The organism is Cytobacillus sp. SAFR-174 (genome assembly GCF_051964675.1).
Lineage (GTDB): Bacteria > Bacillota > Bacilli > Bacillales > Cytobacillaceae > Cytobacillus.
In genome coordinates this window covers 14,348-31,320 of sequence record NZ_JBQCMZ010000020.1, presented here as the reverse complement: position 1 = coordinate 31,320, position 16,973 = coordinate 14,348, and the positions used below count along the sequence as shown (strand labels likewise).

17 protein-coding genes are annotated in these 16,973 nt (G+C 44.4%); 15 read left to right on the top strand and 2 right to left on the bottom strand.

The genetic code is table 11. The features are described from left to right. The first annotated feature begins 120 nt into the window (after positions 1 to 120). The 6 genes from cobS to ACTHRG_RS18300 are packed head-to-tail and all read left to right on the top strand — an operon-like array spanning position 121 to position 3,674. Positions 121 to 912: an adenosylcobinamide-GDP ribazoletransferase gene (cobS, locus tag ACTHRG_RS18325; RefSeq protein WP_076262972.1), complete on the top strand. Its 792-nt coding sequence runs from the start codon at positions 121 to 123 to the stop codon at positions 910 to 912. Then, entirely contained in the window at positions 870 to 1,487 is a 618-nt protein-coding gene (locus tag ACTHRG_RS18320; protein ID WP_076263031.1) for a histidine phosphatase family protein, read from the top strand. Before cobS ends, ACTHRG_RS18320 begins: the two co-directional genes overlap by 43 nt. Further along, positions 1,439 to 1,864: a bifunctional adenosylcobinamide kinase/adenosylcobinamide-phosphate guanylyltransferase gene (locus ACTHRG_RS18315; RefSeq protein WP_076262974.1), complete on the top strand. Its 426-nt coding sequence runs from the start codon at positions 1,439 to 1,441 to the stop codon at positions 1,862 to 1,864. Before ACTHRG_RS18320 ends, ACTHRG_RS18315 begins: the two co-directional genes overlap by 49 nt. Positions 1,865 to 1,879: 15 nt before the next feature. Then, positions 1,880 to 2,464: a cob(I)yrinic acid a,c-diamide adenosyltransferase gene (locus tag ACTHRG_RS18310; protein WP_076262977.1), complete on the top strand. Its 585-nt coding sequence runs from the start codon at positions 1,880 to 1,882 to the stop codon at positions 2,462 to 2,464. Beyond that, positions 2,464 to 2,958, top strand: a complete 495-nt coding sequence (locus ACTHRG_RS18305; RefSeq protein WP_440231738.1) for an ECF transporter S component — start codon at positions 2,464 to 2,466, stop codon at positions 2,956 to 2,958. Before ACTHRG_RS18310 ends, ACTHRG_RS18305 begins: the two co-directional genes overlap by 1 nt. Beyond that, positions 2,955 to 3,674, top strand: coding sequence for an ATP-binding protein (locus ACTHRG_RS18300; protein WP_076262983.1), 720 nt, complete (start codon positions 2,955 to 2,957; stop codon positions 3,672 to 3,674). Before ACTHRG_RS18305 ends, ACTHRG_RS18300 begins: the two co-directional genes overlap by 4 nt. A gap of 29 nt (positions 3,675 to 3,703) precedes the next feature. Here the strand turns inward: ACTHRG_RS18300 and ACTHRG_RS18295 are convergent, their stop codons facing one another. After that, positions 3,704 to 4,249 (bottom strand): GNAT family N-acetyltransferase, encoded by a 546-nt coding sequence (locus tag ACTHRG_RS18295; RefSeq protein WP_076263034.1) that lies wholly within the window; start codon positions 4,247 to 4,249, stop codon positions 3,704 to 3,706. A 147-nt stretch (positions 4,250 to 4,396) separates the two neighbouring features. On the opposite strand from ACTHRG_RS18295, the gene ACTHRG_RS18290 reads away from it, so the two are divergent. Both ACTHRG_RS18290 and ACTHRG_RS18285 read left to right on the top strand, forming a co-directional pair. Continuing rightward, a complete protein-coding gene (locus ACTHRG_RS18290) occupies positions 4,397 to 4,780 on the top strand; it encodes a VOC family protein (protein ID WP_076262986.1) in 384 nt (127 codons plus the stop codon). A gap of 210 nt (positions 4,781 to 4,990) precedes the next feature. Then, positions 4,991 to 6,457, top strand: a complete 1,467-nt coding sequence (locus ACTHRG_RS18285; RefSeq protein ID WP_076262989.1) for a SulP family inorganic anion transporter — start codon at positions 4,991 to 4,993, stop codon at positions 6,455 to 6,457. Positions 6,458 to 6,545: 88 nt separating this feature from the next. Here the strand turns inward: ACTHRG_RS18285 and ACTHRG_RS18280 are convergent, their stop codons facing one another. After that, positions 6,546 to 7,736 (bottom strand): dicarboxylate/amino acid:cation symporter, encoded by a 1,191-nt coding sequence (locus tag ACTHRG_RS18280; RefSeq protein WP_076262992.1) that lies wholly within the window; start codon positions 7,734 to 7,736, stop codon positions 6,546 to 6,548. A gap of 428 nt (positions 7,737 to 8,164) precedes the next feature. Between ACTHRG_RS18280 and ACTHRG_RS18275 the strand changes: the two genes are divergently transcribed. The 7 genes from ACTHRG_RS18275 to ACTHRG_RS18245 all read left to right on the top strand — a co-directional run bounded on the left by ACTHRG_RS18275 (position 8,165) and on the right by ACTHRG_RS18245 (position 16,958). After that, positions 8,165 to 9,241: a D-alanine--D-alanine ligase gene (locus tag ACTHRG_RS18275; RefSeq protein ID WP_076262994.1), complete on the top strand. Its 1,077-nt coding sequence runs from the start codon at positions 8,165 to 8,167 to the stop codon at positions 9,239 to 9,241. Positions 9,242 to 9,358: 117 nt separating this feature from the next. Then, positions 9,359 to 10,732, top strand: a complete 1,374-nt coding sequence (locus ACTHRG_RS18270; RefSeq protein ID WP_440231737.1) for a UDP-N-acetylmuramoyl-tripeptide--D-alanyl-D-alanine ligase — start codon at positions 9,359 to 9,361, stop codon at positions 10,730 to 10,732. Between the two features lie 423 nt (positions 10,733 to 11,155). Beyond that, entirely contained in the window at positions 11,156 to 11,851 is a 696-nt protein-coding gene (locus ACTHRG_RS18265; RefSeq protein ID WP_076262998.1) for an alpha/beta hydrolase, read from the top strand. 499 nt (positions 11,852 to 12,350) lie between these two features. Further along, a complete protein-coding gene (locus ACTHRG_RS18260) occupies positions 12,351 to 13,829 on the top strand; it encodes a DEAD/DEAH box helicase (RefSeq protein ID WP_335689765.1) in 1,479 nt (492 codons plus the stop codon). A 125-nt stretch (positions 13,830 to 13,954) separates the two neighbouring features. After that, the gene (uvsE, locus tag ACTHRG_RS18255; RefSeq protein ID WP_440231736.1) at positions 13,955 to 14,917 is read left to right on the top strand and encodes a UV DNA damage repair endonuclease UvsE; all 963 of its coding nucleotides are present in this window, start codon (positions 13,955 to 13,957) and stop codon (positions 14,915 to 14,917) included. A 117-nt stretch (positions 14,918 to 15,034) separates the two neighbouring features. Next, a complete protein-coding gene (locus tag ACTHRG_RS18250) occupies positions 15,035 to 15,514 on the top strand; it encodes a PH domain-containing protein (RefSeq protein WP_440231735.1) in 480 nt (159 codons plus the stop codon). Further along, positions 15,504 to 16,958: a PH domain-containing protein gene (locus tag ACTHRG_RS18245; protein ID WP_440231734.1), complete on the top strand. Its 1,455-nt coding sequence runs from the start codon at positions 15,504 to 15,506 to the stop codon at positions 16,956 to 16,958. Before ACTHRG_RS18250 ends, ACTHRG_RS18245 begins: the two co-directional genes overlap by 11 nt. Positions 16,959 to 16,973: the final 15 nt, after the last annotated feature.

Here is a 16,973-nt window from a genome sequence, read left to right as displayed (position 1 = left end):
CTGCAGCCGCTCATCCGGAAACAGTGGATGACAGCAAATATGATGAGCTGTCTGAAGCGATGCTAAAGCATCTTGAATGGGAAAAATTAAAGGAAATCGTCTTTAGCTGGAGAAAACAGAATGAAATGGCTTAAAGGATTATTGATCAATCTTCAATTTTTCACAAGCATTCCCATTCCGATTTCCCTGCCCATGGATAAGCCTCATCTGGAGAAGGCCATCAGAACTTTCCCTATAGCCGGCCTCATTCAGGGTGGGATTTATGCATTTATTCTTTATGCTTTTCTTGAATGGACTCCCTTTTCACCATTGGCAGCAGCCTTTGCGGTTTGGCTGGCCGGCATTTTACTGACTGGCGGGATCCATCTTGATGGGTGGATGGATGCGAGCGATGCGTTCTTCTCCTATCGCGATCAGAAGAAGCGGCTTGAAATCATGAGTGATCCCAGGGTGGGGGCGTTCGGGGTGCTGTCTGTTATTGTCCTGCTGGGTGCCCGGTTTCTATTTATCTATGAAATTGTGCTTTTATCAAATCCAACTTCCTATTTTTTAATAGCCATGATTCCCTTTTTAAGCAAGATGGTAATGGGGACATTGCTGATAAACGTTAAGGGGGCCAAAAAAGAGGGGCTGGGCTCATTATTTCAGCAGGCTGCTGTTAAAACCACCCTGTCTATTTATCCTGTCTTCCTTCTGGCCGCCGCGGCAGCTGCTTGGCTGGCTGGTTACCCGGCTATTGTTGGATTTCTTTTCATGGTTCTTTTTTCAATCTTGTTTTTCGTATTATTATCAAGAAAAGTCATTGCCTGGTTTGGCGGAATGACAGGGGATGTCCTTGGGGCCAGTGTGGAAGGGACGGAGGTGCTTTTATGGATGATACTGTGGCTGTTGCATTATTTCGTCATGGGCTGACAGAAGCTAATAAGTCCCATGCTTATCTGGGGTGGACAGATTCTCCTCTGTGTCCGGAACATAAGAATAAGCTTGCCCCGGCCCATCAAGGCTACAGAAGAATTTTTGCAAGTGATTTAGGCAGATGCATGAAGACGGCGGCTATTCTTTTCCCGGATCATTCTATTGAACCTTGTCCTGAATGGAGAGAAATGCATTTTGGAGAGTGGGAAGGCAGGACATATCAAGAGCTGAAAGATAACGAGGCATATCAAAAATGGCTGGAAGACCCTTTCTCAGGGGTGCTGCCTGGAGGAGAATCCTTTGCATCCTTCACAGCAAGAGTGGATAAAGGGTGGCAGAATTTAACAGATCAATTGCTTCAGGGAAATAACAGAGATGCAGCTATTATTACACATGGCGGAGTCATAAAGTATCTTCTTGTAAAGTATGCACCGGAGCAAAAAGAATTCTGGGAGTGGCAAGTTCCATTTGGAAGAGGTTATGAGCTTAGATGGACACGGGAAGCGTTTAGGAGGGGAGAGCGATGCACTTCATTACAGGAGGCAGGTTTAACGGGAAGTCCGAATGGGTGAAGGATTTTTATCAATTGGCAGACACTCCTCATAAATGGATTTCAGCTTATCAAAGTGAGTCGGCTGGCGATCTGGATCAAAGCCTGATTATTTTTGAGGGAATTGAGGCAATGATTCGGGAGTGGACACAAGAGTTGGAGTTTGAAGAGATTCGGGACAAATGGCAGGAGATGCTAAAAAAGTGGCTCCAATGGGAAAAAGAAGATGTTAACCGGAAAATCGTCTTAATCGGAGCTGATATTTCAAAAGGGATTGTTCCGATGGAGGCGCTTGACCGAAAGTGGCGGGATGCAGCAGGATGGGCCTTTCAGGATGCCGCTGCTGCTGCAGATAGAGTCGATTTGATTTGGTATGGCATCAATCAAAAAATAAAATGAAATGGGGAATCGCTGATGAAACTTTATACACGGACTGGTGATGAGGGAAAAACAAGCATTATCGGAGGCAGAGTGGAGAAGGATGATGTAAGGGTTGAAGCCTATGGAACAGTGGATGAAGTCAACTGTTTTGTCGGGCAGGCCATGACACAGCTGGATCCGGCCATTTTTCAGGATGTCCTGGAGGATCTGGAGAAGATTCAGCATGAGCTTTTTGACTGTGGAGGCGACCTGGCGAATGTTACGAAAAAGCGGGAGCTTAAATTGACGAAGGATTCTGTTGATTATTTGGAGACTAAGATTGATAGATTGATTGAAGAAGCGCCAAAGCTGGAAAGGTTTATTCTGCCTGGAGGAGCACCTGCATCTGCATCCATTCATATTGCCAGGACAGTAACCCGGAGAGCGGAGCGTCTTGTGGTCTCACTAAAAAAAGCGGATCCGGAAACTTCTGCAGTAGCACTGAAATTCCTGAATCGCTTGTCTGATTACTTCTTTGCCCTGGCCAGGGTGATTAATTTCCGCTTGAACCAGAAAGATGTAGAATATGTGCGCAGTGCGAATGTATTCCGTGAAGGAAAGCGCAAGGAGGATAAGTAATGAAAAGCATGCGATTGGGCATGGCCGCCATGCTGATTGCATTGACAGCAATCGGTGCAGCGATTAAAGTTCCGGCCCTTATCGGAAGCGTGGCACTGGATTCATTTCCTGCTTTGTTCGCCGCTGTGCTGTTTGGCGGCTATGGCGGAGCGGCCGTTGCAGCCATCGGGCATCTGCTGTCAGCATTATTGGGCGGCTTGCCTTTAGGGCCCCTTCATCTCCTGATTGCCGTTGAAATGGCATTTCTCGCCTTTGTATTCAGCTCATTATACCAGAGAGGCAGGCACTGGCTTGCTGGGATTCTTTTTGTGTTAGGCAATGCCTTTGCAGCCCCGCTTCCATTTATCTTCTTAATGGGGCAGGCCTTTTACCTGGCAATTGTGCCTTCCCTTTTTATAGGTTCTGTGATTAATGCTGTTATTGCTTATATAGCGATTCCAAGACTTGTTAAGTTCGTGGGACCGGCTTTGGCCGAAGCAGGTGGTGAGCAGTGAGGGATGTCTTAAGCTTCCCTTTTAATGCTGAAGAAACCATTGTGGTAGCCAGTGATAACAGCGGAGCAATCGGCGAGAAAGAGCAGGATGCTGTCCGTGTTCCTTACGAGACCGTTTCGTATTATTCCTTCCGTGTTGCTGTCATGGAATGCATGTCTGCAGGTGCTCAGCCATTTGCTGCTGTCCTTCAGAATTTCTGCGGAGATGATGCCTGGGACCAGCTTATACAGGGCATTAAAAAGGGCGCAGATGAATTAGGCCTTACGGAACTGCAAATCACCGGCAGTACAGAAAGCAACTTTAACCTGCTTCAATCTGCGGTAGGCTTATCTGTACTTGGCAAAAGGAAGGGAGAGCTTCCTGCTGATACCCTAACGAATACAGATGATACAAGGATAGCGGTGATCGGTTCCCCATTGGTGGGCCAGGAGCTGATTGAGAGGGAGGCGGAGGCAGCACCCCTGAAACTATTTAAAGCAATAAATTCGATAGATGAGATTGTAACTCTTCCAATAGGTTCAAAAGGAATACTGAAGGAACTGAATGGCCTATTCTCCAATAAAGAATTTAAGGAGAATGATTTTGAAAACCATTTGGACCTTAATAAATCAGCTGGTCCTGCTACTTGCTTTATCGCTGTTTTTCCGGAGTGGAAATCCGAAGAAATCAGTAAGATTGCAGGAGGTTATCTTCACGTGCTGGAAAGCAGGACATAAAAAGGCTCGCTAAAAAACGAGCCTTTTTATTATGCCTTTTTCTCCCACTCTTCCCTCAGTACACCCATCCGGATGCTGTCATAATATTCCCCGTTTACGATCCGGCACCTTCGCATTCTTCCTTCAAGCTGCATGCCAATCTTTTCAGCTGCTTTCATCATTCTTTTGTTGCCGGACCAGGTGGTAATGCCCACCCGGGCAAGCGGGAGCGATGAAAAAAGATAATCGACCCAGAGAGTAAGTGCTTCCGTGCCATACCCGCCATTCCAATAATCAGAATCGTAAATAATAATACCAGCCTCAAGCCAGTTAGAACCGCGATGCTCCCAGTAATATCCCACGGTGCCGATCACTTTTTCAGATGCTTCAATTACCATGCTGCGAGGCGGATGTTCTTCTGCCTTTAGGAGGAATTCCTGTTTATATGTTTCATAGTCTTTATGCTCAAGAGGAAAATAGGGAGCATCCCATTTTTTCCACTCAGGGCTGTCCGTTCCATAAATATAGTTCCATAAAATGGGCAAATCCTCTTCCTGTATGGGACGAATCTTTGCCTTTAGGGCAATATCTTCGATCAAAGCAGGTACACCTCCATTAAATCTTAGTAAAAAACCGCACGTCTAATAATAATCATTCCATAGTTTTACATTCTTTTAAAAGGAGAAAATACCTCCTATATTGAAATCATATCATGAATAGAAATTATGAAGAGGTGAACATAATTGGAATTGAAGATGGGTTATGTTATTTTATATGCGGAAAGCCTGGAAAGAACGAAGCATTTTTATGGTGAATTGCTGGGCCTGAAGCTTAGGAATGAATTTGGAACTTACATCGAGTATGATACAGGCAGCACCATTCTTTCCTTCAATACGAGAGAAGGCGGACGGGAAGTCACCGGGCTGCCAATACCGGATGGAGCGAGGAAGGAGCAGACATTCGAGCTTGGTTTTGTGACGGAAGAAGTGGAAGCTGTTGTGGAAAAGCTCAAGGCCGCAGGGGTGCCAGTCCTGCTCGATCCTGTTGAAAAACCCTGGGGACAGAAAGTGGCATATGTGGAAGATCCGGATGGGCATTATATTGAGATTTGTTCACCTATCGGTTAAAAATGACTCTGTTTCAGGGTCATTTTTTTTGTTGGATATATAGTAATCGTGAGATTTCAAAAGAAAAAACAAGATTATAAGGGTTATTTGCGCTTACATGAGAGCTTGTAAATATAAGTATATGTGTTATGATTCTATATGTTTTTGTCGGCCCGACTTTGATGAGAGTTCAAAGTCATTACTATAAATCTATTAGAACGAGGTGTTTATTTGAGAGTTTTAACAAAAAAAGAACAATGGTTTGGCAATGTGAAGGGAGACATCCTTGCTGGAATCGTAGTGGCATTGGCGCTGATTCCTGAGGCGATTGCTTTCTCTATTATTGCGGGTGTCGATCCGATGATTGGATTGTATGCTTCGTTCTGTATTGCTGTAACCATTGCTATAGTAGGCGGAAGGCCTGGAATGATTTCTGCTGCAACCGGTGCGATGGCGTTATTGATGGTTACTTTAGTAGCTGATCAAGGACTGCAGTATTTATTTGCTGCGACTATTTTGACGGGAGTCCTGCAGATCTTATTTGGTGTGCTTAAATTGGCCCGCTTTATGAAATTTATTCCCCGTGCCGTTATGATTGGATTTGTTAACGCACTGGCGATTTTAATTTTTATGGCTCAGCTGGAGCAATTTGTAGATGCAACTTGGGTGATGTATGCAATGGTTGCCGGTGCATTGGCGATTATTTATCTTTTCCCGAGATTTACGAAAGCCGTGCCATCTCCTCTGGTAGCGATAATTGTTATTACGATCATTGCCATCATGACAAAGAGTGATGTGCGCACAGTTGGCGATATGGGAACCATCACATCAGCTCTTCCGGCATTCTTTATACCGGATGTTCCATTGAACCTTGAGACTCTGAAAATTATTTTCCCTTACTCTATTGCCCTTGCGATTGTGGGCTTGCTTGAATCTCTGCTGACTGCATCGATTGTGGATGACATGACCGATACGGCCAGTGATAAGAACATGGAAAGCCGCGGACAGGGAATTGCAAATATCGTGTCCGGTTTATTCGGCGGAATGGCAGGCTGTGCGATGATTGGACAGTCCGTCATTAATGTGAAATCCGGAGGAAGAGGCAGGCTGTCAACGCTAGTAGCCGGCGCATTCCTGATGTTTCTGATTTTAGTATTAGGCAATATTGTTGTGCAAATACCGATGGCTGCTCTAGTTGGTGTTATGATCATGGTATCGATCGGAACATTCGACTGGTCATCCATAAAGAGCCTTGCTAAGACGCCTGTCACAGATTCGATTGTTATGATAGTAACGACTGTGACAACTGTTTTTACCCATGACCTGTCCAAAGGAGTTTTTGCCGGGATTATCCTGAGTGCGATCTTCTTTGTCGCTAAAATTTCGAAAGTGCATGTTGCTTCACGAATTGAAGGAGATAAGAAAATATACGCTGTAACAGGCCAAGTTTTCTTTGCTTCTGTAGATGAACTTGTAGCAGCATTCGACTTTAACGAAGAATTAAAAGAAGTTGAAATTGATTTTACACAGGCGCATGTCTGGGATGACTCAGGTGTCGCTGCCATCGATAAAATAGTGCTGAAACTTCGGGATCAGGGAGTTTTAGTCCGCCTGACCGGATTAAACGCACCAAGCTCGAACTTGATTAACCGTTTAGGGGTTCACCGTAAACCCGGTGCAAACCTATCGGGCCATTAGGAATAATTGAATGCCACAGTCTGCTTTGACTGTGGCATTCTTGTCATTAAACCAAAAAAGATGCCCCGGCAGGGACATCTTTTTTCAATCAGCCGGCTTTCACAGCCGATTGTGGCTGAAGCTTCTTCTCTTTGCCGCTTGCCTTATCAGACAGCAGGGTCAATGCACCGTCACCAGTTACATTGCACGCAGTTCCGAAGCTGTCCTGGGCAAGGTATAGGGCAATCATCAGCGCGAGCATGGTTTCATTGAATCCGAGCATGCTTTCTAGCAGACCAAGTGCGGCCATGACAGCTCCTCCGGGAACACCTGGAGCCGCGATCATTGTAATTCCAAGCATTAATATGAAAGGCAGGATTTCTGCAAATGATGTGGTTTGTCCCTGCAGCATCATTACGGCAATCGCACAGCTCACAATGGTAATTGTGCTTCCGGAAAGATGAATCGTTGCCAGTAATGGTACAGAGAAATCCGCCACTTTTTCGCGTGCACCAAGCTTTTTAACCTGTTTAAGCGTAACAGGAATCGTGGATGCGGATGACTGGGTTCCAAGCGCCGTAAAGTAAGCAGGCATCATATTTTTCATGAGTCTTAGCGGATTGGCTTTCATCAGGCTGCCTGCCGCTGAATATTGAAGCAGTAAAAATAAAAGATGAAGAGCAATAATCATGACAAAGACTTTGGCAAATACAGAAATAATGGCGCCAACCTGGCCGCCCTGCGTCATATTGGCGAAGATCCCGAAAATATGGACAGGAAGCAAAGGAATGATGACCTTTTCAATCAGTTTTTCAATAATATCACGGAAATCATTCATCGCATTTTGCAGAGTGTTTCCTTTGATTGCGGCCAATCCCAGGCCTAAAGTGAATGAAATCAGCAGTGCCGTCATGACACCCATTACCGGAGGCATGTCCACCTGGAAAAAGGGTGAAAGCAAAGCATCCTCAGGATTCTCAAACTCTTTGAAGTTTTGGTTTTTTAATAGAATAGGATATAACACCGTCGCAGAAAAATAGGCAATTAAACCGGCAGTGACTGTGGAAGCATAAGCAAAACCGGTTGTAATCCCAAGCAGTTTCCCTGCCCCTTTCCCCATGCTGCCGATTCCTGGCGCGATGAATCCGATAATAATTAACGGAATCGCGAAACCAAGAAAGTTTCCGAACAGTCCATTAAAAGTAGCAAATAGCTGAATAAGCCATTGGGGAGAAAAAGAACCTATTAAAATACCCAATGCAATAGCAGCAATAATTCTGGGAAGCAAACCGAACTTCATTATTTTTGTCCTCCTAAAAAATACAATTGTTTTTGTTAGGGGGATTATATCCTTTTTTGCAGCAAAAGTTAATAGATAAAACTTTTGTTTTAATAATAAAAAAACTCTGATTATTACTTGCGGATTAAGGGTTTTGCTGTATGGCAACGAGGTAAACGTTTTCCTAAAATAATTATTTCCGAAAAAGGAAATTATTTATGTTTAAGATAAGAAAAGTTTCCTTTTTCAGCGCTCTGTCATACATATAGAAATATGGGCGTATAGGCAGAAAAAAATTCCTGAAGAATTGAACATGTAATCACTCCCTTTCTTAAATGTGAAAGTGTTACAATATAGAATAGCTTGAATGCACATATAAATCAGTTTAAGAAAAATAAAACGGCATGAAAAGCCGGTTAGTCCATGATTGAATATTGGAGGTTCTTTTTATGAAAACAAAGGTTGGCCTTTTATACGGCGGAAAGTCAGCGGAGCATAAAGTTTCTATGCAGACTGCAATGGCTGTCATTAAAGCATTGGATTTAGAGAAATTTGAAATTCATCCTATTTATATATCTGAAGAAGGCCGATGGGTGAAAGGCCCTCAATTGCAGGGTCCTGTTTCCAATGTAAAGGAGCTGGAATTCTCCCAGGGGGAAGCACTTCCACCAACAGCATTGGCACCGACCCTTTTCCAGGATGCACAGGAGAAAGGCCCATTTGATGTCATCTTCCCGCTGCTTCATGGTCCGAACGGGGAAGACGGCACAGTTCAGGGGCTGCTTGAGCTCTTAAACCTGCCATATGTGGGGAATGGAGTATTGGCTTCATCAGCGGGCATGGATAAGGTCATCATGAAAAATATATTTGCACAGGCAGGCCTGCCGCAGGTGAAGTATGTCTGGTTTATCCGAAGTGAGTGGGAAAGTGAAACAGAGGCAGCGTATGAAAAAGTGGAAAAAGAACTCGGCTACCCGTGTTTCGTAAAACCGGCCAACCTGGGTTCCAGTGTGGGCATCAGCAAGTGCATGAACCGCTCAGAGCTTGAAGGAGCATTTAAAGAAGCTTTCCAATTTGACCGTAAAATCATTATCGAAGAAGGCGTCACTGCAAGAGAAATTGAAGCTGGCGTGCTGGGCAATGATAATCCGGAATGCTCTGTTGCCGGTGAAATTGTGCCGAAGGTTGAATTCTATGACTATAAAGCGAAATATGAGGATGGAGACACAGCATTAATCATTCCTGCTGAAATTTCCGAAAGTGAGTACAGTGAACTGAGCGACATGGCCATTAAGGCATTTAAGGCCCTTGACTGTTCAGGTCTTGTCCGGGCTGATTTCTTCTTAACAAGAGAGGGTAAGCTATACATTAATGAAGTCAACACCATGCCGGGCTTTACACCTTTCAGCATGTTCCCGCTTCTGTGGAAGCATACGGGAGTAGAATATCCTCAGCTGATTGAAAAGCTTGTCAATCTGGCCATCGAACGTCATGCTGAGAAACAAAGCATTAAACACACCATGTAAAAGGGCATAACTGTTGAAGGAAACACGGCATTTTTGCCGTGTTCCTTTTGTTCATACATAAATGGCAAAATCAGGATTATCTACTGTCTTCTGATTTTGCCCAATTGGAGGCGCCATATGATTAAGAAAACACTTCAAGAAATTACACAGATGATTAAAGTAGATAATGACGTATCTTCTTTTAATGACACATCCATACAGGGCGTGAGCATTGACTCCAGAAAAATCGGGAAGGGCAATTTATTTGTTCCTTTCAAAGGGGAAAATTCGGATGGCCACCGATTTGTAGAAGATGCCATTGAAAAGGGGGCTGCCGCAGCCTTTTGGCAAAAGGATGTTCCCAATCCTCCACTGCATCTTCCAATCCTCATTGTTGAAGATACATTGACAGCTCTTCAGGAATTGGCGAGAAGCTATCGTAATGAATTAAAAGTAAAGGTCGCAGGAATCACAGGAAGCAACGGCAAAACAACGACCAAGGATATGACCGCAAATCTTCTGTCACTAAACTATAAGGTTCAAAAAACGGAAGGCAACTATAACAACCATATCGGTCTGCCCCTAACCATCCTGGCACTTGAGGAAGATACGGAAATCGCCGTACTGGAAATGGGAATGAGCGGAAGGGGAGAAATCGATTTTCTTACGAAGCTTGCCCGTCCGGACGCCGTGATCATTACGAATATAGGTGAATCCCATCTGCAGGATTTAGGTTCCAGAGAAGGAATTGCCGAAGCGAAGCTGGAGATCATAAATGGCCTTCAGGAAAATGGCCTGGTTATTTATTACGGTGATGAGCCTCTTCTTGATGAAAAGCTGAAAACCTACAATGGTACGGCTGCATTAAGAACCTTTGGGAGAACCGGGAAAAACGATGTGTATCCGGTGGATATCGAGCAGAGTGACAAGGGCAGCACATTTGGGATCAATGGATCCAGCGAGAAATTTTATCTGCCTGTACTGGGCACCCATAATGTTCTAAATGCCCTGGCAGCGATGAGTGCAGCATCCCATTTCGGCGTTCCGTACGAAAAGATGAACGAAGGCTTTGTAAGCTTAAAGCTGACGAATATGAGAATGGAGCTGCTCGAGGGTAAAATGGGTGAAAAAATTATTAATGATGCCTATAATGCCAGTCCGACATCCATGAATGCAGCCATTGAACTGGTCGCCAATCTGCCTGGCTATAAAAAGAAAGTTCTCGTTCTTGGCGATATGCTGGAGCTTGGTCCGCAGGAGGAGGATTTCCATTACTCCACTGGAAAATCTGTGGATGCAAAAAAGGTTGATTACGTGTTTACTTTCGGCAAGCTTGGTGAATTTATCGCCAAGGGGGCGAAGGAAGTCCTGCCTTATGGACGGGTGGCAGCCTTTACTGACAAACAGAATCTCATTCAAGAACTGAAGAAACATGTCGACCAGGAAACCATTGTGCTAGTCAAGGCATCCCGTGGCATGAAGCTTGAAGAAGTTGTATCAGCTCTTCAATAGTTTTTTTGACAACCTTTTAGCTTTAACAGAAGGGATGCAGGACTGATACAGCATGAAGATTTTCAGCAAGATTATTTTGAAAAACAAACAAATGTATATATCTGTTATTATAGGAAATAAACCCCTGTTTCACGTGGAACAGGGGTTTAAATTATTTTTATCGCAGTCTAACGGGCAGTAGGCCCCCCCGCTTACAGACTCAGAGGAATCAAAGTAGGATAAGCGGGGGTCAAACTGCCCGTAAAGGCCCGATTGGTTCAACTAACAATCAGTGGGAAAAAGAACCCCCCACTGATTGAAGTTTCACTTTATATAGTTCCTTCGTTGTAATTTTTATCTTCCAACAGGTTTGATTAGTATGGCAAAAAGGAAAAAGTGTAAAATAAAATGAACATAAATTGAAAAAATGGCGGTGACTCGTGAATGATTGGCTGCATGTGCATACATGGTTTTACAGGAGCTCCATTTGAAGTGGAACCATTGGCAGAGTACTTAAAAGAGCATACAGACTGGGAGATTTCCGTGCCGACATTGCCGGGTCATGGCGATGAATTGAAGCTAAAAGGAATTGCCTATAACAAGTGGATTGAGCATGCAGAGGAAGAGCTGAAGAGGCTGATAAGCCGCTGTGATAAAGTTTATGTCATCGGCTTTTCAATGGGAGGCCTGATCGCCAGCTATTTAACGGTTCATTACCCTGTAGATAAATTGGTCCTGCTTAGTGCTGCTGCCTATTACGTAAACCCAAAGCAGCTATTCTTCGATATTAAAGAGATGGTAAGAGATGCTTTCAGGGGGAATCTGGCTGACAATGAAATGTTCGTCAGATATAAGCGGAAAATCAGTGCGACACCGATTACAGCAACACTGCAATTCCGCAGGCTTGTGGCTTCTATCCGGCCTATTTTAAATCAGATCACTGTGCCGACATTGATTGCGCAAGGTGAAAGTGATGGAGTTGTGCCTCCGAGAAGCGCCAGATATTTATATAATAATATTGGTTCATCGGCCAAAAAATTAATTTTTATAAAAGACTCAAAGCATCTTATCTGCCATTGCGGGGAAGGGGACCGCCTCTTTCAGGAGATCCTTGGCTTTCTGCAAAAAAAGCCTGAATGATAAGGTTTTCAGCCAGCCCTTCAAGTTTGCAATGCTTACTTGAAAATGGTAATATAAACACCAAAGTGCCAACAGGAACTTCTTTTGAGAACCCGGACATACTCCAGCAGGAGAATGTCTTTTTTCATTAAATACAGAAGTATTGCTGAAAAAGCATACTTCAGTAAGGCCATAATTAGATGAGTGCTTAAATGTGCTTATCTTAAGAGACCTGATTGTCCGTGAACAATTTGGATAGAATTTACCCTCATCCTTTCCTCAAGCGGGTTTCATAGTGAGTGGGACTCTTCTTAACGAAACATAACCGCACTTTTTATAAAAATGAGAAGTTACAGCATCTAGATGCCGGGTATGCCGGTAAAAAGGCTCCTTACAAGGTGTCATAACATTTCTTATAATCGTCCGGAAGAGTGACTCATAGGCCAATTTTTCAGGAGAACTCCTGCCTGCAGGTTTGCAGGGACAAAATTTTTCTATGATTAGAAGGAGAATGAATACATTGACAAAGTTTCAAGACTTGGGCATCAGCCCGGAGACAATGAAATCACTGAAACGAATGGGATTTGAAGAAGCGACTCCTATTCAGACACAGACCATTCCGTTAAGTTTGGAGAATAAAGACCTGATCGGGCAGGCGCAGACAGGAACAGGAAAAACGGCTGCATTCGGAATCCCGATGATTGATAAAATCGACAACACGAAAGATTTTATTCAGGGAATTGTTATTGCCCCAACACGTGAGCTGGCGATTCAGGTATCGGAAGAACTGTATAAAATCGGCTACGGAAAAAGAACGAAAGTCCTTTCCATTTATGGCGGTCAGGATATTAATCGCCAAATCCGCGCTTTAAAGAACAAACCGCATATCATCGTGGGAACGCCAGGACGTATTCTGGACCACATCAACCGCAAAACTTTGCGTTTGGACCATGTCCATACGGCCATCCTTGACGAAGCGGATGAAATGCTTAACATGGGATTCATTGATGATATTGAAGCGATTCTTGCGCAAATTCCTGAAGAGCGCCAAACACTGCTCTTCTCTGCTACAATGCCAGCGCCAATCCGCAGAATGGCAGAACGCTTTATGAAGGACCCTCAGGTTGTCCGCGTACAAGCTAAGGAAATGACTGTTTCATCTATTGAACAATTCTATGTGGAAGTGCATGAAAAAAATAAATTTGATGTGCTGACAAGACTTCTGGATATTCAATCACCGGAATTGGCGATCGTATTCGGACGCACAAAGCGCCGTGTTGATGAATTGGCTGAAGCCTTGAATCTTCGTGGATACATGGCTGAAGGAATCCATGGTGACTTAAGCCAGGCTAAACGTATTTCTGTTCTCAGGAAGTTCAAAGAGGGAAGCATTGATGTCCTTGTGGCAACAGATGTGGCAGCGCGCGGATTAGATATTTCCGGCGTCACGCACGTCTACAACTTTGACATCCCTCAGGATCCTGAAAGCTATGTTCACCGCATCGGCCGGACCGGACGTGCAGGAAAAACGGGTGTTGCGATGACCTTCATCAATCCGCGCGAGAAATCGTATCTGCATGTTGTGGAACGTACAACTAAGAAAAAGATGGAACGCATGGATGCTCCAACACTGGATGAGGCACTAGAGGGCCAGCAAAAAGCTGTAATGGAAAAAATCATGCAAACCATCGAGGAAAACAATCTTGGAAGCTATAAAGAAGCGGCAGATCAGCTTCTGGCACAAAAGGACGCTTCAATAGTTGTCCAGGCAGTGCTGAAGATGCTGACAAAAGAACCGGATACAACCCCTGTTAAATTAACAGAGGAAAAGCCGCTTCCATCTAAGCGCGACAGAAAGCCAAATGACCGCAGCCGCGGAGGATACAATGGCAGAGGCAGACAGGGCGGCCAAAAAGGATCATACAAATCCCGCCAGGGCCACACTGGAAAACGCCCAAGCCACAATAACAGCCGTTCAAACAGCAACAGCTATAGATAAGAAATTTGGAGAGCAGAAATTCTGCTCTCTTTTTATTTTGTCTGTATGCAGGGTGCGTCCACACATGCAAATTCTCAGCAGCTGCCGTACATACTAAAGGGAAAAGCTGTACGGGAGGAATCGACATGACGATTGTACGCCTTGGGTATGTTGCGATGAGTGTGAATCTGAAAAATGCATCGCCATCACAAACGATGACGTTCAAACAATTCTCAAGTATTAAGGACCGTGATGCGGCTATTGCAAGACTGGAGCGAATTGCCGTTTCCAATTTGGAGAATTGCCTGAGGCTGCTAAAGCACAATGCAACCCATGATATCCATTTTTTTCGCTTCAGTTCACGGCTGATTCCCCTTGCTAATCATGAGGAACTTTCTGATTGGAAGTATATGCGTCCACTCAAAGAAATTCTGTCGGGCATCGGCGACTTTCTGGATGAACATCCCATGCGTGTGGATTTTCACCCTGACCATTTTGTGCTCCTTAATACACCGAAAGTGGACACATTGAATATGTCCATCAAAACGCTGGCTATGCATGAAGCCCTGCTGAAAGGCATGCGTCTGAATCCGGCTCACCGCTGTGTTCTGCATGTTGGCGGAGGCTATGATGATAAAGAAAAAGCTCTCGAACAATTTATCCATAATTGGGCCTTTACGCCTGCCGGAATCCAGCAAATGATTATTCTTGAGAATGATGATACCACTTTTACACTTGATGATACGCTCTACCTTTGTGAAAAGCTTGGGATTCCGCTGGTATTTGATTACCATCACCACCTTGCCAACTTCATGAATGATGACTGGATAGGGCAATGGGAAAGGGCAGCAGCAACATGGGACCATTCTGAACTGCCTGTGAAAATGCATATTTCCAGTCCCAAATCAGACAAAGACTTCAGAGCGCATGCGGATTATATTGATGTGGATATGTTTATGGATTTTCTGCAGAACATTAAGGGGTCAGTGCCTGAGATTCATTGCATGATTGAAGCGAAAATGAAGGACAGCGCCCTGTTTAAGCTTGCTGAAGATTTGAAAATGAACCCCAATCTGACTTTTATTGATTCATCCAGCTTTGAAATATAACCAGTACCCCAATTTTTTCATAAAAGGGAGACACTTCTTTTTTCTGTCATGTATACTTATAGAAGTGAAAGAGCGGATTTAATGCTATTAATTTTATGGAATTGCGGGGGGTACTGCATGATTACAGAGCCGCATAAAAGGATTCCGGCAAGGGGACTGCTTGCCTGGAGAATCTCCGGCACGCTCCATTCTGTTTTTCCTTTTGTGTTGTCAGGGGGCGCTATTGCTGCTGCCATCCTGTTTAATTGGCCTATTTGGGTTTTTGGAGCTTCTTTAATGTTCTATTCCGCTTATGCCTACCTCGTCATTATGACTTTCCCATCTTTAAGGTGGAAAAGATGGAGGTATGAGGTCCGGGAAAATGAAATAGAGCTTAAATATGGACTGTTTGTGATAAAAAGGACGCTTGTTCCCATGATTCGGGTGCAGCATGTGGATACGAGGCAAGGGCCGATATTGCGTAAATATCGCCTGGCTACTGTCACTATCTCGACAGCAGCTACCGTTCATGAAATACCGGCATTGGATGTGGATGAAGCCGAGGAATTGCGCTTTTTCATTTCTCAGCTGGCAAGGGCTGCAGAAAATGATGTCTAATCCGAAACGGCTGCACCCAATATCCGCGGCAGTCAATTTCCTGAAACACCTTAAGGAAATGCTGGTGCCTTTTCTTATTTTTGTCGTCTTTGGAAGCAGAGGAGGAAATGGCGAAATTGTTCAGCTTGTCCTGTCTATAGGGGTTATAATCGCGGTTTTTTTAATCGGGATTCTTACCTGGTGGAGATTTACCTATAGACTGGAGGAAGGCGAGCTTCGAATCGAGTATGGTGTTCTGGTTAGGAAGAAAAGATATATTCCGCTTGAAAGAATCCAAAGTCTCAACTTATCGGAAGGCTTGCTGCAAAGACCCTTTGGACTTGTGAAAATGAAGGTGGAGACAGCGGGCACAAGCGGTGCTGGTGAGGCAGAAGCGGTATTGACGGCTATTTCCAAAGAAGATGCGGATTTCATTCAGCAGGCATTTTCAGCTGCCAAAAACAATCCTTCAGAACCGGAACCAGCAGTTCAGAAACGGGAAGTGATTTATAAAATTACACCTGGCGAACTGTTCCTTCTGTCATCAACTTCAGGCGGGGCAGGAGTCGTGATTTCAGCTGTTTTTGCCTTTGTTTTTCAATTTGAAGAAATCATTCCGTATGAAAAGGTGTTTGCCGGGCTCGAAGGATTTATTGCCAACGGAATAATTTTTGTGAGTATACTGGTCTTCATTGTCTTTCTAATCGCATGGCTGATCGCTCTTATTGGAAGCATGCTGAAATATGCCGGTTTTACATTAATAAAAAACGAGAATGAATTGATTGTCACCAGAGGCTTGCTCGAAAAGAGGCAAATGACGATCCCGCTGAACCGCATACAGGCTATTCAGATAAGGGAAAACCTGCTTAGGCAGCCATTTGGCCTGGCGACTGTCTATATCGAAAGTGCGGGAGGTTCCATTGAAGACAATGAAAGCGCCCGGCTAATGATCCTGCCGATCGTGAAAAAAACAAGGATTGCCGGTCTGTTAAAGCCGCACTTGCCACAGTATGAACTGCAGCCGGGTTTCTTTAAAGCTCCGAAAAGAGCGCTCAACCGCTATTTGTGGAGAGGGTTTCTGTGGATCCTGCCTTTTGTCGCTGTGCCGCTCCTCTTTTTCAGGCCGTGGGGATACTTTTCTTTGGTGCTGCTGGTTCTTGCGCTGGGATGGTCACATCTCAAATACAGGGATGCAGGCTGGGATATCAGCTCACAGCAGCTTGCACTCAGATATCGAGGTATAGTAAGGACAACTGTTTTTATGAGAAGAAATCGAATTCAGTCCCTATCTATGAAAGAAAGTTATTTCCAGAAAAAACGCAGTCTGGCTACTATAGAAGCCGCGGCTATGTCCGGGGCAGGCGGGACAGGGGGAACCGTTCGGGATCTCGACAGGAAAGAAGTATATGCTATTTATAAATGGTATTCTTATACCGGACTGAAACAAAAAGAAAAGCGCCCGTGAGCGCTTTTTTTGTTT

Bases quoted from the DNA above. Each gene is read 5' to 3' on its own strand.
- ACTHRG_RS18270 (WP_440231737.1), top strand. From the start codon at position 9,359: ATGATTAAGAAAACACTTCAAGAAATTACACAGATGATTAAAGTAGAT.
- cobS (WP_076262972.1), top strand. From the start codon at position 121: ATGAAATGGCTTAAAGGATTATTGATCAATCTTCAATTTTTCACAAGC.
- ACTHRG_RS18280 (WP_076262992.1), bottom strand. From the start codon at position 7,736: ATGAAGTTCGGTTTGCTTCCCAGAATTATTGCTGCTATTGCATTGGGT.
- ACTHRG_RS18250 (WP_440231735.1), top strand. From the start codon at position 15,035: ATGATTACAGAGCCGCATAAAAGGATTCCGGCAAGGGGACTGCTTGCC.
- uvsE (WP_440231736.1), top strand. From the start codon at position 13,955: ATGACGATTGTACGCCTTGGGTATGTTGCGATGAGTGTGAATCTGAAA.
- ACTHRG_RS18310 (WP_076262977.1), top strand. From the start codon at position 1,880: ATGAAACTTTATACACGGACTGGTGATGAGGGAAAAACAAGCATTATC.
- ACTHRG_RS18320 (WP_076263031.1), top strand. From the start codon at position 870: ATGGATGATACTGTGGCTGTTGCATTATTTCGTCATGGGCTGACAGAA.
- ACTHRG_RS18265 (WP_076262998.1), top strand. From the start codon at position 11,156: ATGATTGGCTGCATGTGCATACATGGTTTTACAGGAGCTCCATTTGAA.
- ACTHRG_RS18245 (WP_440231734.1), top strand. From the start codon at position 15,504: ATGATGTCTAATCCGAAACGGCTGCACCCAATATCCGCGGCAGTCAAT.
- ACTHRG_RS18275 (WP_076262994.1), top strand. From the start codon at position 8,165: ATGAAAACAAAGGTTGGCCTTTTATACGGCGGAAAGTCAGCGGAGCAT.
- ACTHRG_RS18305 (WP_440231738.1), top strand. From the start codon at position 2,464: ATGAAAAGCATGCGATTGGGCATGGCCGCCATGCTGATTGCATTGACA.
- ACTHRG_RS18315 (WP_076262974.1), top strand. From the start codon at position 1,439: ATGCACTTCATTACAGGAGGCAGGTTTAACGGGAAGTCCGAATGGGTG.